The following is a 13,800-nucleotide window of genomic DNA, read 5'->3' on the forward strand; positions in this document are numbered from 1 at the left end:
TCCTACAGCTCACGCCGTAGGGCTTCCTGCTTCATCGCCGACCGCCCGCCCGGAGTGCTCCGTTGAGGTCTTACACCGGCTCCACAGGCCGACACCGCCAGCCCGGCGGCCAAAAGGTTCTTCGCCGCATTCTCGTCGCGGTCGTGGTTGGTTCCACATCCGCCGCACGTCCATGTGCGAACATGCAGCGGCATCCTGTCTTGCAGCATTCCGCACTTCGAGCACAGCTTGGAGGAGGGAAACCAGCGGTCTACGGCGATCACTTCGCGGCCGTACCACTCGGCCTTGTATTCCAGCATGCTGCGGAACTCACTCCAGGCCGCGTCAGAGATGGCACGGGCGAGCTTGCTGTTCTTCATCAGGTTTCGAACACTCAAATCCTCGATCACGATCGTTTGGTTGTCACGAACGAGTCGAGTTGTGATCTTGTGGAGATGGTCACGCCTGCGGTCGGCAATTCGGGCGTGGATACGGGCAACCTTCCGGCGCGCCTTGGCTCGGTTGGCACCGTCGCCCTTGGCTTTGCGGGACAACTCCCTTTGCGCCTTCCCGAGGCGCGTGCGGTCCTTTCGCTCATGCCGGGGGTTGGTGATCTGTTCCCCAGTCGAGAGGGTCAGCAATCGGTCCAACCCTGCATCGATGCCAACCGCCGTCTCCGAACCAGGGAGCGGCCCGACGTCAGGGTCCTCGACGAGAAGGGATACGAACCAACGCCCGGCCGCATCCTGGGAAACTGTCACCGTCGACGGCTGCGCACCCGCAGGCAGCGGCCGAGACCACACAATCTCCAGCGGCTCCGCCATCTTGGCCAGCGTCAACTCGCCAAGCCGGAAACGGAACGCGCTCGTGGTGTATTCGGCGGACTTCCGCGACTTCTTACGCGATTTGAAGCGCGGATACTTGGCCCGCTTCGAGAAGAAGTTCGTAAACGCGGTCTGCAGATGCCGCAGCGCCTGCTGGAGTGGGACAGAGGAAACTTCGTTGAGGTAGGCCAGTTCCTCCGTCTTCTTCCACGCAGTCAGCATCGCCGATGTGGCGTTGTAGTTGATTCGTTCCCGCCTCAGCGCCCACGCCTCTGTGCGAGCCGCCAGCGCCATGTTGAAGACTTTCCGCACGCAGCCGAACGTGCGCGACAGCTCCGCTGCCTGGGCATCAGTCGGATAGAAGCGGTACTTGAACGCCCTCTTCGCCTTCATGGCCTTCACGACTCACAAGATAGTGCCCCGGATTGTGAAGGGCAGCCAGGCTTCGGAAAGGACAGTAAATGACTGAACCGCTACAAATCGTGGCCGCCGGTGACCACTTCATCCTGCCGTCGCTGATCACGCGGGCGGTGGCGCATGAGGCGGAGCGGGTGACCGTGAAGGAACTGAAGCTCGGCTGGCCACTCGTCCCCTTCGGCCCGGTGGCCGAGGTGACGGAGGCGAGCGACGCCGAGGACGAGCTGATCGAGGCGCTCACGGGAGCGCGGGTGCTGGTCACGCAGATGGGCCCGGTGACCGAGCGCGTCCTCGACGCCTGCCCCGACCTGCGGCTGGTCGTCGTGTGCCGGGGCGGCCCGGTGAACGTCAACCTGGACGCGGCCAAGCGGCACGACGTCCGGGTCTGCTACGCGCCCGGCCGCAACGCCGCCGCCACCGCCGAGTTCACGGTCGGCCTGATGCTGGCGGCCCTGCGGCGGATCCCGCAGTCCCACAACCTCCTTGCCCTGCAAGGCAGTTGGGAAGGGGCGACGTACTACACCTACGAGCACAGCGGTCTGGAGCTGGAGGACCTGCCGGTCGGGCTGGTCGGCTACGGGGCGGTGGGGAGCAGGGTCGCGCGGGTGCTGTGCGCGTTCGGGGCGCGGGTCATGGTGTACGACCCGTACGTCCACGGCGAGATCCACGGCCTGCGGGTCGCCTCCCTGGACGAGCTGCTGCGGAAATCCCGGGTGATCACGCTGCACGCCCGCCTCACGGCCGAGACGCGCGGCCTGATCGGCGCCCGCGAACTCGCCCTGCTGCCGCGGGGCTCGGTGGTGGTGAACGCGGCACGGGGTCCCCTGCTGGACGAGGAGGCGCTGTGCGACGCGCTGGAGAACGGGCGCCTCTCGGCGGCGGCCCTGGACACCTACGCAACTGAGCCGCTCCCTGCGTCCTCCCGCCTGCACGCCCTGGCCGACCACGTCGTCCTGACCCCGCACCTGGGCGGCGCGAGCCGCGCGGTCGCCGAGAAGGCGGCGGCGATCGCGGCGGCGGAGGTGGGGCGCTGGGTGCGTGGCGAGCCGTTGGCGCACTGTCTGACGTGACGGACCGGAGGAGGTCGGCATGTACGTCGGTATCGATGTAGGCACGTCCACGGTGAAGGCGGCCGCGTTCGACTCCGGGGGCCGTGAACTGGCCGTCGCTTCCCGCCCGGTGGGGCTGGCGTTGCACGGCGGGTTCGTCGAGCAGGACATGGAGGAGGTGTACGGAGCGGTCGTCGCCGTGCTCGACGAGGTGACCTCACGGGTCCCGGGGCCCGTCGGGCTCGCCGGCCTCACCGGACAGGGCGACGGCGTCTGGCTCGTCGACGCCGACGGGCGGCCGGTGCGGCCCGCCGCCTCCTGGATGGACGGCCGCGCCCACGAACTGGTCGACCGGTGGATGGCGGACGGCACGTTCGAGACGGTGTTCCGGCGGACGGGGAGTGCGATGTTCCCGGGGTGTCCGGGACCTCTCCTCGCGTGGCTGGACAGCCATGAGCCGAAGGCGCTGGATGCCGCGGCCGCCGCCCTGTACTGCAAGGACATGGTGTTCCAGCGGCTGACGGGCACGGGTGCGACGACTGATGTGTCGGACGCGTCGATGCCGTTCCTGGACCCGCGGACGCGGTCGTACGACAACGGGGTCGTCGAACTGCTCGGACTGACGCACCGGCGCGGACTCCTCCCCCCGGTCGGCGACCCGGTCGCGACGGCATCGACGCGCGGCGAGGGGCTCCCGCCCGGAACCCGGATCGCGAACGGGCCGTACGACCTGCCGGCCTGCGCGCTCGGCGCGGGCGTGACGTCCCCCGGCGACGGTCTCCTCATCGTCGGCACCTGTCTGGCCAGCCTCGTCGCGACCACCGACCTGGACCTGACCGGTGAGCCGGCCGGGCTGTACATCAGTACCGACCGGCCCGGGCACCGGCTGCGTGCGATGCCCGCGATGGTCGGTACGGCGGCGCTGGACTGGGTGCTGTCGACGACGGGCGTCCGGCACGAGGAGGTCGACGGGCTGCTGGCGGAGACCCCGCCGGGGGCGCACGGGGTGCGGGTACTGCCGTACTTCGCGCCGTCGGGCGAGCGCGCGCCCTTCGTCGAGCCCCGTCTGCGGGCCGAACTGACCGGCGTCTCCCTGGAGTCGACCCCCGCCGACCTCATCCGGGCGACCTGCGAGGGCATCGGCTACGCGGCCCGGCACTGTCTGGCGGCGGCCGGGCTGACGGGGACGCTGGCCGTCTGCGGCGGCGGTACGCGCAGCCCGGCCTGGATGCGGCTGCTCGCCGACGTCCTGGGTCGGCCGCTCAGGGTCGTCGAGGGTGAGGTGGGCGCGCGCGGCGCGGTGCTCGCGGCGGCCGAGCGGTACGGGGAGGCGCTGGACACCGAGGCGTGGACGCGGCCGACGGCGGTGGTCGAGCCGGACGCGGCACGGGCCGCGTACTACGCGGAGGGGTACGAGGAACACCTGATCCGCCTGAGCGAGGCGCGCGCCCGGGCACGTGCCTGAAGAGCCCTGCGACGAAAGGGAGTTGTATGCACCCGAGACGTAGATCCCTGCTGCTCGCGGCCGCCGGCACCACGGCGGCCGCGGCCGTACCCGCCACCGCCACCGCAGTGCCCGAGTCGCATCCCCCGCGAAAGCCGCTCGTGATCGGCCATCGCGGCGCGGCCGGCTGGCGTCCCGAGCACACGGCGGCCTCGTACACGTACGCCGTGCAGACGGGCGCCGACTGGATCGAGCCGGATCTGGTGCCCACGAAGGATCACGTCCTGGTGGTCCGGCACGAGAACGAGATCTCGCAGACCACGGACGTGGCGTCGCACCCGGAGTTCGCGGGCCGCCGTACGACGAAGACGGTGGACGGGCGGGCGGTGACCGGCTGGTTCACCGAGGACTTCACGCTGGCGGAGCTGAAGACGCTGCGGGCGGTGGAGCGGCTGCCGCTGGTCCGCAACCGCAACACGGTGTTCGACGGCCGCGAGGAGGTGCTGACCTTCCAGGAGGTCGTCGACCTGGCGCGCGGGCTGTCCAAGGCGTACGGCCGGACGATCGCCGTGTTCCCGGAGACCAAGCACCCGACGTACTTCCGCTCGCTGGGCCTGCCCCTGGAGCCGCAGCTGGCGCGGCTGATCCGACGGAACCGGCTGGGGCGGCGCAGTTGCGTCGTGCAGTCCTTCGAGCCGACGAGCCTGAAGCGGATCGCGGCCGAGCGGCTGGGGGTGGCGCTGTGGCAGGCGCTGGGGACCACGGGCGGGCCGTACGACCTGGTCTCCGCCGGGGATCCGACGACGTACAAGGACATGATGACGCCGGCGGGGCTGGCGCGGATCGCCGCGTACGCGGACTGGATCGGGCCCGACAAGTCCTCGCTCGTCGGCACGTCCGTCCTCGCGGACGCCCATGCGGCGGGGCTGCGGGTGGGGCCGTACACCTTCCGGGCGGAGAACCAGTTCCTGCCGGCGGAGCTGCGCCGGGGTACCGGACCGAACGATTTCGGGGACGCGTTCGCGGAGTACGCGCTGTACTACGGGATGGGGGTCGACGCGGTGGTGACCGACTTCCCCGATCTGGCGGTGAGGGCTAGGTCCTGTCGTTTGGATCAGCCCGGCTGCGAGGATCGGTTCCTTTCGGCCGACCCGAGCGGGGCATGGCGCGTGCAGCTGCAAGGCGGAGGAGGGAGTCGACGCGGTGGGGGCACCTCCCGGCCGAAGGCTGGGGGACGTCGGCGACCGACGACAACGCCGCTGGGGTACCCCCTCTGGGGGAGGGCGTGCCAGGGCCCGCGACGCCGGGATGATCCAAACGACAGGGCCTAGGAGGGGCTGATGTTTTTCCGGGACAAGCACTGCCGCACGTGTGGTGGAGGCCGCACGCAGGTGTTCAGGCCGCTCAGCCGCGAGGAGCTGGCGGCGATCAAGGCCGACCGGGGAGATCTGTGGCGCTGCACCGCCGAGGGCTGCCGTTGGTACCAGCCTTGGCACAAGCAGAGCGACGGCGGCCTGCTCCCGGAGGAACTGAAGATCCAGGCCGCCGTCACCGAGGCGAAGTGACGCCTACAGGTTGCTGAAGTCCGGGCCCTTGGTGCGGGTCCGCTTGATCTCGTAGAAGCCGGGGACCGAGGCCACGGCGAGGGTGCCGTCCCAGAGGCGGGCGGCGTCCTCGCCCTGGGGGGCCGGGGTGACGACCGGGCCGAAGAAGGCGATCTGCTCGCCGTCGGCGCCGGGGACGGCGATGACCGGGGTGCCGACCTCCTGGCCGACCTTGTCGATGCCCTCCTTGTGGGAGGCGCGCAGCTGGGGCTCGTAGGGGGTGTCGTCCCAGTGGTCCATGAGGGAGTCGGGCAGGCCGACCTCCTTCACGGCGGCGGCGACCGCCTCCTTGGTCGGGCCCTCCTCCTGGTTGTGGATGCGGGTGCCGAGCGCGGTGTAGAGGTCGCCGAGCACCTCGGCGCCGTGCTCCTCCTGCGCGGCGATGACGACCCGGACCGGGCCCCACGCCTTGGTCTCCAGCAGTTCGCGGTACTGCTCGGGCAGGTCGTCGAGCTTGTCCTCGTTGAGGACGGCGAGGCTCATCAGGTGCCAGCGCACCTCGATGTCGCGGACCTTCTCCACCTCCAGCACCCAGCGTGAGGTCATCCAGGCCCAGGGGCACAGCGGGTCGAACCAGAAGTCGACGGGGGTCTTGTCCGACATGTCTCTCCTCATGAGGCAAGCAGGTCTCAGCTGAACCTCTGGGGGAACACTGCTGCTCGCCGGGCCATTCCCCACTGCCGCCGGTCAGGGGCGCATGGCAGGATCGGCACCGTCCGCATACTGAACACCATCCCAGGGAGTGTCACCCGTGCCCGGTGAGAATCTGTCCCGCGACGAGGCCCGGGAGCGGGCCGCCCTGCTGTCCGTCGACGGGTACGACGTGTCCCTCGACGTGCGTTCCGCCCTCGACGACGGGGACTCGGAGGACGGGGCGCCGCGCACGTTCCGTTCGGTCACCACGATCCGCTTCCGCTGCAGCGAGCCCGGCGCGACGAGCTTCGCGGACCTGATCGCGCCGAGCGTGACGGCCGTCTCCCTCAACGGCAAGGACCTGGACCCGAGCGAGGTCTTCGACGGCGCGCGGATCACCCTGGAGGACCTGGCTGCCGACAACGAGCTCGTCGTCGACGCCCAGTGCGCCTACTCCCGCACCGGCGAGGGCCTGCACCGCTTCGTCGACCCCGAGGACGGCGAGGTCTACCTCTACACGCAGTACGAGCCCGCCGACTCCCGCCGCGTCTTCGCGAACTTCGAGCAGCCGGACCTCAAGGCGCCGTTCCGCTTCGAGGTGCGGGCGCCGCAGGAGTGGACGGTGTGGAGCAACGGGGCCGGTGAACTCGCGGACGGGGTCTGGAAGTTCGCGGAGACGAAGCCGATCTCGACCTACATCACGTGTGTCGTCGCGGGCCCGTACCACTACGTCACCGACTCCTACGAGCGCACGTTCGCCGACGGTACGACGCTGCGGATCCCCCTCGGCGCCATGTGCCGCAAGGGCCTGGCCCCCTACTTCGACGCCGACGACATCTTCCTGGTGACCAAGCAGGGCCTGGACTTCTTCCACGACCACTTCGACTACCCGTATCCCTTCGGCAAGTACGACCAGGCGTTCGTGCCCGAGTACAACCTGGGCGCGATGGAGAACCCGGGGATGGTGACCTTCCGGGAGGAGTTCGTCTTCCGCGGCAAGGTGACGCAGGCGTCGTACGAGGGCCGGGCGAACGTCATCCTGCACGAGATGGCGCACATGTGGTTCGGCGACCTGGTCACCATGGTGTGGTGGGACGACCTGTGGCTGAAGGAGTCCTTCGCGGACTTCATGGGCACGTTCGCCAACGTCGGCGCGACCCGCTTCAAGAACGCCTGGATCACCTTCGCCAACCGCCGCAAGGCATGGGCGTACCGGGCCGACCAGCTGCCCTCCACGCACCCGATCACCGCGGACATCCGCGACCTGCAGGACGCCAAGCTCAACTTCGACGGCATCACGTACGCCAAGGGCGCTTCGGTACTGAAGCAACTCGTCGCGTACGTCGGGCAGGACGCGTTCCTGGAGGGCGCGCGGCGTTACTTCAAGCGGCACGCGTACGGCAACACGCAGCTCGGCGATCTGCTGTCGGTGCTGGAGGAGACCAGCGGCCGGGACATGAGCGCGTGGGCGCGCTCCTGGCTGCAGACGGCGGGCGTGAACTCGCTGACCCCGCAGGTGCTGCTGGACAGCGAGGGCCGGGTGAGCGAGCTGGCGGTGGTGCAGGAGGCCGCCGAGTCGCACCCGGAGCTGCGCCCGCACCGGGTCGCCGTGGGTCTGTACCGGCGGGGTGCGCAGGGGGCGCTGGAGCGGTACGCGCGCGCCGAGGTGGACGTCGACGGGCCACGCACGCTCGTGACGGAGCTGGTGGGCACCGAGGCGCCGGAGCTGGTACTGGTCAACGACGACGACCTGACGTTCTGCAAGACCCGCTTCGACGAGACCTCGCTGGCGACGCTGCGTGCCGCTCTCGGTGACATGACGGATCCGCTGGCGCGGGCCCTGTGCTGGTCGGCGCTGTGGAACATGACGCGGGACGCGCTGCTGCCGGCGCGGGAGTTCATCGACCTGGTGCTGAAGTCCGCCCACCGGGAGTCGGACATCGGCGTCCTGCAGATGCTGCACGCGTGGGCCGAGTCCGCGCTGACGCACTACGTGGCGCCGCAGTGGCGGGAGCAGGGCACCCGGCTGCTCGCGCAGGGGGCGATGGAGCAGCTGTACGCCGCCGAGCCGGGCAGCGAACACCAGCTGGCGTGGGCGCGGTTCTTCGCCCGGGTGACCGACGAGCCGGGCTTCGAGCTGCTGACGGGCCTGCTCGACGGTTCGGCGACGGTCGAGGGCCTGGACGTCGACCAGGAGCTGCGCTGGGTACTGCTCGACACCCTGGCCACGTACGGCGTCGTCGGCGAGAAGGAGCTGGCCGCCGAGCTGGCCCGGGACGACACGGCGTCCGGCAGGCGCCACCAGGTGCGCTGCCTGGCCGCGCGGCCGTCGGAGGCTGTGAAGGCGCAGGCGTGGGCGCAGGTCGTCGAGTCGGACGCGCTGTCCAACGCGCTCGTCGAGGCGACGATCGCGGGCTTCGTCCAGCCGTCGCAGCGCGAGCTGCTCGCGCCGTACGCCGACAGGTACTTCGCCGCGATCGAGCGCGTGTGGTCGGAACGCTCCATCCAGATCGGCATGGACGTGGTCCGGGGCCTGTTCCCGGGGCTCCAGCAGTCGCAGGCCACGCTGGACGCGACGGACGCGTGGCTCGCGGCGCACGAGGACGCGGCTCCGGCGCTGCGGCGGCTGGTCCTTGAGGCGCGGGACGATCTGGCGCGGGGGCTGCGGGGGCAGGCGTGTGACGCGTCGGCGGCGTCAACCGCCTAAGACCTTTGGCCAACGGTCATGGGCTGCGTGACCGTTACGGAATTCAGGCAATAGCAGCCGTAACCCCTGGTCCAACCCGATTGGACCAGGGGTTTTCCCTGCCTACTCGGCATCCGAACACCCGTCCTTTAGTGCCATGTTGTCCGCTTTTGTCGACGGCCCTGTAACAACGGTTAATGGGCGGAGCGAGCGCGGGAACCTCCGGGTCATGAACCACAACACCCCGCTCTCCCCGCTGTCCCCCCGCCCCCTGCGTCACCTCTCCGAAGTCCACCGCCGCGTCATGACGACGGCTCAGCTGAAGTCGCACGGGGTCGCGCCCGCCGAGATGAGCGAGCAGTGCCGCGCCGACGGCCCCTGGCAGCAGATCCTCCCGGGCGTCTTCCTGCTCCACCCCGGCCCGCCGACCAGCGAGGAGCGCCTGCACGCGGTGCTGATGTACGCGGCGCGGGAGCGCACGTCCGGCGTGCCGTCCCAGCCGGGCGACGGTGAGGGGCACGCCGCCCCCGCCTACGCCGAGGCGATGATCACCGGCCTTGCGGCACTCACCCTCCACGGCTTCTCGGCCACACCGCCGCTCACCGCCCTGGACACGATCGACGTCCTGGTCCCCCGGATGCGCCGGCTGCGCTCCACGGGCTGCGCCCGCATCCTGCGCGCCCCCGCGCTCCCCACGCCCCGACAGGTCACCGGCCTCCCCGTGGCCCCGGTCCCCCGCGCCCTGGCCGACGCGGTCGCCGAGCTCACGGACGCGAGCGCCGTACGCCGTCTGCTGACCGAGGCCGTGCGCGCCGGGCACTGCGAACCGGCTTCGGTGGTACGGGAGTTGAACCAGGCGAAGCTCCTGTCCCGCCCGCACGTGGTGGACGCGGTGGACTCCCTGCTCGCCGAGGGCCGCGCCATCGCCGAGGACCGGCTGTACGCGATGGTCCACGAGCACGGCCTGCCCGACCCGGTCTGGAACGTCGACCTGCGCCTGCCGGGCGGCCCCCACCTCGGCGGCCTGGACGCCTACTGGCCGGAGCAGGCGGTCGCGGTGGAGCTGGACACCCGGGCCCCGCGCCAGGGCCACCGGCAGGACGACGACGCGCTCTGGTCCGAGTACGCCCGCAAGCGGGAGACCCTGGAGCGCCTCGGCATCACGGTCGTCCACATCACCCCGAAGAAGCTCCGGGACGGCATGGAGCAGCAGGCCGCGGTGGTCCGTACGGCCCTGATGGCGGCGGCGGACCGGGATCCGGCCGCGTATGTCGTGGTGCTGCCGAGGTAGTGACGGACCGGGTGCGGCACCAGGAGGGGAGAGGAGGGGCCGCGGGACCTGTGTGTCCGGCGGCCCCTCCTCGGCGTCCGGTCAACCGGCGGTGTCGCGGGCGGCGTCGGCGCAACGGGTGGCGAGGTGGGCGAACGCGTCCTTGAGTTCGGGTGGGCCGATGACCTCGATGTCGGTGTCGAAGCTGCCGAGGCCGGCGGCCAGGCCGGTCCACGACCAGGAGCCGAGGGTGAGCCGGCAGCGGTCGGGGCCGAGCCCCTCGACGATGCCGTCCTGGACGAAGGGCGCGACGACGGAGGCGGGCAGGCCCAGGACGACCTCGCCCCGGCAGGGCCAGTCGGTGGTGGTGCCGTCGGAGCCGCGGAACCGGCCGGTGATGAAGGCGGCCACGTCGCCTCCGGGGAGTTCGCGCGGGGTGAAGCGGGGGCCGGTCGGGGTGCATGGCCGTACGCGGTCGACGCGGAAGATCCGCCAGTCCGCACGGTCGAGGTCCCAGGCCAGGAGGTACCAGCGGCCCTGCCAGGTGGCCAGGTGATGGGGCTCCACGCGGCGGCGCCGCCCGGCGGTCGCGGGGTAGTCGAAGCGGAGTTCCTCATGGGCATGGATGGCGGTGCTCAGGTCCGTGAGGACCTGGGCGTCGACCTGTGGGGCGTCCCCGCTCGCCGTCGGGAGGACGGCTGTGATGCGCATCGCGTCCATGCGATGGCGCAGTCGGGGCGGCATGACCTGGCGGATCGTCGCCAGGGCGCGGGCCGCGTCGTCGGCGAGCGTGTTGCCGGAGGCAGCGGTGTGCAGGGCGAGGGCCAGGGCCACGGCCTGGTCGTCGTCGAACAGCAAGGGGGGAAGCTGCGTGCCGGGGCCCAGGCGGTATCCGCCGGAGGGTCCCCTGAACGCCCGGATCGGGTATCCGAGTTGCCGTAGCCGGTCCACGTCGCGGCGAACCGTGCGGGGCGTGACGTCGAGCCGCACGGCGAGGTCCTCGCCCAACCAGTCACGGCGCGTCTGCAGGAGCGAGAGCAGCGCGAGCAGGCGGGACGACGTTTTCTGCATGTCCGTCATTGTGCCCGCAGTACAGGACACAACCTGTCCGCTACCTCTGTGATGGTGAGGTCAGAGCCACCGAACGACATCCAGGAGCAGACATGTCCGTGAAGACCACCACCCACCTGAACTTCCGGGGCGACGCGCGTGAGGCGCTGGACTTCTACCGGTCCGTCTTCGGCGGACGCACCGTCGCCGTCACCTACAAGGACGCCGGCAACGTGCGCGACGAGAGCGAGGCGGACTGGGTGATGTGGGGCGAGGTGGCCGGCGACAACGGCTTCCACGTCATGGCCTACGACGTCCCCTCCCAGCTGCCCTGGAACCAGGGCGAGGCCCCCTTCTTCGTCTCCGTGCGCGGCGACGACGCCGACGAGATCAGCGCGCTGTGGCAGAAGCTGGCGCAGGGCTCGAAGGTCGTACAGCCCTTGGAGCCGGCCGCGTGGGCGCCGCTGTACGGCATGCTCACCGACCGCTTCGGCGTGACCTGGGTCCTGGACGTCACTGCTCCCTACAGCGGCTGAGCACCATGACCGTCCTCGACAGCCGCGCCCTGAACCGCGCCACCCTCGCCCGCCAGTACCTGCTCGACCGTGCGGACACGCCCGTCCGCGAGGCCGTGGCGCACCTGTGCGGGATGCAGGCGCAGGAACCCCAGGAACCCTTCGTCGGCCTGTGGTCCCGGCTGCGCGCGTTCGAGCCGCGGCAGCTGGACGACGCGCTGACCGGACGTACGGTCGTGCGGACGCATCTGATGCGCCGCACCGTCCACCTCGTCGCCGCCGACGACGCGCTGGCCTGGCGGGCCCGCCACGACGCCATGCTGCGTCAGCGGGTGCTGGCCACCTACCGGCGCGAACTCTCGGGCGTCGAGGTGGACGAGGTCGAGGCGGCCGGCCGAGCGGTCATGGCCGACGGGCAGCCCCGCACCATGGCCGCGCTCGTCCAGGCGATAGAGGACCGCTGGCCCGGGACCCCGCGACGGGTCCTGGGCGAGCTGCTCGTCGCGGCGCTCGTCCCGATGGTCCAGCTCCCGCCCCGCGGGCTGTGGCAGGCCAAGGCCGGGGTCCGCAATCTGCCCCTGGCCACCTGGCTCGGGCGCGAGATCGCCCCGCTCTGCGCCGACGGGACCGACCCGACCGGGCGCCGGCTGGTACGCCGCTACCTCGCCGCCTTCGGGCCGGCCTCCACCGCCGACCTCCGCGCCTGGTGCGGCCTGGCCGGACTGCCCGCCGCGGTCAAGGCCGTCCGCGAGGAGCTCGTCGCCTTCCGCGACGAACGCGGCCGCGAACTCCTCGACCTGCCCGACGCGCCGCGCCCCGACGGGGACACCCCCGCCCCGGTGCGGTTCCTGCCGGCCTTCGACAACGCGATCCTCGGCTACCGCGACCGCAGCCGCATCATCGACGACGCCCACCTCGGCCTGTCCGTCGCCGGCCAACGCGCCGTCCTCGTCGACGGACGCGTCGCCGCCACCTGGACCGTACGGGACGGACAGCTCGACATCACCCCGCTGCGCCCCCTCTCCACCCCGGAGCGAGACGAGATCCACACCGAGGCCCAAGCCCTGACCGCTTTCCTCGCCGAGGACATCGACCACGTACGCGTCACCGCCGGCGACGTCGGTGCGGGTGCGGCAGCGTCGAGCGGGCCGCCCCCGTGTGCAGCCGGTCGATGAGGGCCGCGTAGGAGGCGATCATGCGGGTGCGGCTGAAGAGTTCGCGGGCGGCGGCGAGGGCCGGGCCGAACGCCGCACGGTCGGCGACCGCGGTGGTCCACGCACCGGCGATCACCTCGGGGTCCGGTGCGGTGACCATGCCGCGCCCGGCCACGATCGACGCGCTGTCGCCGACGTCCGTGGTCACCGGTACGGCCCCGCACATCATGCCCTCGATCAGGCACAGGGGCGCCGCCTCGCCCCACGTCGAGGTGAGGGCGACGACGTCGGCCCCGGCGTAGACGGTCTCCATGTCGCGCCGGACGCCGAGCAGGTGCGGCCGTCGACGGTCGGTGCCGAAAGCGGCCTCGATGTCGGCGGCGAGCGCCGGGTTGGCCGCCGTCATGCCGGCACCGCACATCAGGACCTGACCGCCGGGGGTGCCGCGCAGCCAGGCCGCGGCGGCGGCGAGGAAGAGTGGGACGTTCTTCATCGCGTCGTAGCGGGCGGCGTAGACCACGACGGGCGCCGGGTGGTCGATGCCGAGTTCCGTGCGCAGGGCCAGGCGCCGTGCCGGGTCGGGGCGGAAGCGGAGCAGGTCCACGCCGTTCGGGATCACGTGCAGCAGCTCGGCCGGGATGCCGGCCGCCTGGTACGCCATCCGCGTCGACTCGGCGCAGCACACACAGGCCGCGACCGTGCCGTCGGCGATGGCGGCCTTGAGCTCGTCGAGGGCGCGGCCCTGGTTCTGCGGGTCGGAGCGGTGCAGGCACACCAGGACCGGGCGACGCGGCAGGCCCGCCTGGTTGAGCAGGGCGAGCGGCTGCTCCTTGAGGGAGAGGATCACGTCGGCCCCGGCCATGGCCCGCGCGGTTTCGGCCAGCTCCGGCCCGTTGAAGCCGGCCGGAGCCGGTTCCCCCGCGTTCTGGACCCGGCCCAGCGAGGTGACCCCCAGCCCGGCGGCCGTCAGCGACCGGTAGCAGGGGTCGTCCTCCATCCGCTGCCGGGTCGCCTCCCGGCTCACTTCGCCGTGAATGCTCAGCACCCTGTGGTGCCGGCCGCCCTCCAGCAGTCCCAGCACCACATCGCTGTGCACGATCCTGGCACCGCCGGAGAAGAAGCCGTCGTAGACCGACAGCACACGCAGTCCGTTTTCCGCGCGCACACGATCACCC

Annotated in this window: 11 protein-coding genes and 1 pseudogene; 8 read left to right on the forward strand and 4 right to left on the reverse strand. The window is 71.3% G+C overall.

The genetic code is table 11. The features are described 5' to 3' along the window. Positions 1-2: 2 nt before the first annotated feature. Positions 3-1,196: an RNA-guided endonuclease InsQ/TnpB family protein gene (locus OG254_RS17285; protein WP_405595041.1), complete on the reverse strand. Its 1,194-nt coding sequence runs from the start codon at positions 1,194-1,196 to the stop codon at positions 3-5. Positions 1,197-1,264: 68 nt separating this feature from the next. Between OG254_RS17285 and OG254_RS17290 the strand changes: the two genes are divergently transcribed. The 4 genes and pseudogenes from OG254_RS17290 (at position 1,265) to OG254_RS17305 (ending at position 5,278) form a co-directional block, all read left to right on the forward strand. Then, positions 1,265-2,290 (forward strand): 2-hydroxyacid dehydrogenase, encoded by a 1,026-nt coding sequence (locus tag OG254_RS17290; RefSeq protein ID WP_405582723.1) that lies wholly within the window; start codon positions 1,265-1,267, stop codon positions 2,288-2,290. A gap of 19 nt (positions 2,291-2,309) precedes the next feature. Further along, on the forward strand, positions 2,310-3,734 hold the full coding sequence (locus tag OG254_RS17295; RefSeq protein WP_405582725.1) for an FGGY family carbohydrate kinase: 1,425 nt from the start codon (positions 2,310-2,312) through the stop codon (positions 3,732-3,734). 26 nt (positions 3,735-3,760) lie between these two features. After that, a pseudogene (locus OG254_RS17300) lies at positions 3,761-4,813 on the forward strand (glycerophosphodiester phosphodiesterase family protein); the annotation flags it as partial. Between the two features lie 291 nt (positions 4,814-5,104). Beyond that, positions 5,105-5,278 (forward strand): hypothetical protein, encoded by a 174-nt coding sequence (locus OG254_RS17305; RefSeq protein ID WP_405582727.1) that lies wholly within the window; start codon positions 5,105-5,107, stop codon positions 5,276-5,278. Between the two features lie 3 nt (positions 5,279-5,281). On the opposite strand, the gene OG254_RS17310 is transcribed toward OG254_RS17305, so the two are convergent. Then, positions 5,282-5,920 carry a DsbA family protein gene (locus OG254_RS17310; protein ID WP_351191635.1) on the reverse strand — a complete coding sequence of 213 codons (639 nt, stop codon included), beginning with the start codon at positions 5,918-5,920 and terminating at the stop codon, positions 5,282-5,284. A 148-nt stretch (positions 5,921-6,068) separates the two neighbouring features. Here OG254_RS17310 and pepN point away from each other — a divergent pair, with 148 nt between their 5' ends. Both pepN and OG254_RS17320 read left to right on the forward strand, forming a co-directional pair. After that, complete coding sequence (pepN, locus tag OG254_RS17315) at positions 6,069-8,657, forward strand: aminopeptidase N (protein WP_405582730.1); 2,589 nt, start codon at positions 6,069-6,071, stop codon at positions 8,655-8,657. Between the two features lie 208 nt (positions 8,658-8,865). Further along, positions 8,866-9,927, forward strand: a complete 1,062-nt coding sequence (locus OG254_RS17320) for a hypothetical protein (protein ID WP_405582732.1) — start codon at positions 8,866-8,868, stop codon at positions 9,925-9,927. A gap of 81 nt (positions 9,928-10,008) precedes the next feature. On the opposite strand, the gene OG254_RS17325 is transcribed toward OG254_RS17320, so the two are convergent. Further along, positions 10,009-10,977 carry a helix-turn-helix transcriptional regulator gene (locus OG254_RS17325; protein ID WP_405582734.1) on the reverse strand — a complete coding sequence of 323 codons (969 nt, stop codon included), beginning with the start codon at positions 10,975-10,977 and terminating at the stop codon, positions 10,009-10,011. A 92-nt stretch (positions 10,978-11,069) separates the two neighbouring features. On the opposite strand from OG254_RS17325, the gene OG254_RS17330 reads away from it, so the two are divergent. Beyond that, positions 11,070-11,492 carry a VOC family protein gene (locus OG254_RS17330; protein WP_351191643.1) on the forward strand — a complete coding sequence of 141 codons (423 nt, stop codon included), beginning with the start codon at positions 11,070-11,072 and terminating at the stop codon, positions 11,490-11,492. A 5-nt stretch (positions 11,493-11,497) separates the two neighbouring features. Then, positions 11,498-12,646, forward strand: coding sequence for a winged helix DNA-binding domain-containing protein (locus OG254_RS17335; protein ID WP_405582736.1), 1,149 nt, complete (start codon positions 11,498-11,500; stop codon positions 12,644-12,646). On the opposite strand, the gene OG254_RS17340 is transcribed toward OG254_RS17335, so the two are convergent. Next, complete coding sequence (locus tag OG254_RS17340; RefSeq protein WP_405595043.1) at positions 12,576-13,766, reverse strand: glycosyltransferase; 1,191 nt, start codon at positions 13,764-13,766, stop codon at positions 12,576-12,578. The two genes, OG254_RS17335 and OG254_RS17340, sit on opposite strands and share 71 nt — an antisense overlap. Positions 13,767-13,800: the final 34 nt, after the last annotated feature.

This window comes from Streptomyces sp. NBC_01092 (assembly GCF_045039535.1).
Lineage (GTDB): Bacteria > Actinomycetota > Actinomycetes > Streptomycetales > Streptomycetaceae > Streptomyces.

Bases quoted from the DNA above. Each gene is read 5' to 3' on its own strand.
- OG254_RS17285 (WP_405595041.1), bottom strand. From the start codon at position 1,196: ATGAAGGCGAAGAGGGCGTTCAAGTACCGCTTCTATCCGACTGATGCC.
- OG254_RS17290 (WP_405582723.1), top strand. From the start codon at position 1,265: ATGACTGAACCGCTACAAATCGTGGCCGCCGGTGACCACTTCATCCTG.
- OG254_RS17295 (WP_405582725.1), top strand. From the start codon at position 2,310: ATGTACGTCGGTATCGATGTAGGCACGTCCACGGTGAAGGCGGCCGCG.
- OG254_RS17310 (WP_351191635.1), bottom strand. From the start codon at position 5,920: ATGTCGGACAAGACCCCCGTCGACTTCTGGTTCGACCCGCTGTGCCCC.
- OG254_RS17320 (WP_405582732.1), top strand. From the start codon at position 8,866: ATGAACCACAACACCCCGCTCTCCCCGCTGTCCCCCCGCCCCCTGCGT.
- OG254_RS17325 (WP_405582734.1), bottom strand. From the start codon at position 10,977: ATGCAGAAAACGTCGTCCCGCCTGCTCGCGCTGCTCTCGCTCCTGCAG.
- OG254_RS17330 (WP_351191643.1), top strand. From the start codon at position 11,070: ATGTCCGTGAAGACCACCACCCACCTGAACTTCCGGGGCGACGCGCGT.
- OG254_RS17335 (WP_405582736.1), top strand. From the start codon at position 11,498: ATGACCGTCCTCGACAGCCGCGCCCTGAACCGCGCCACCCTCGCCCGC.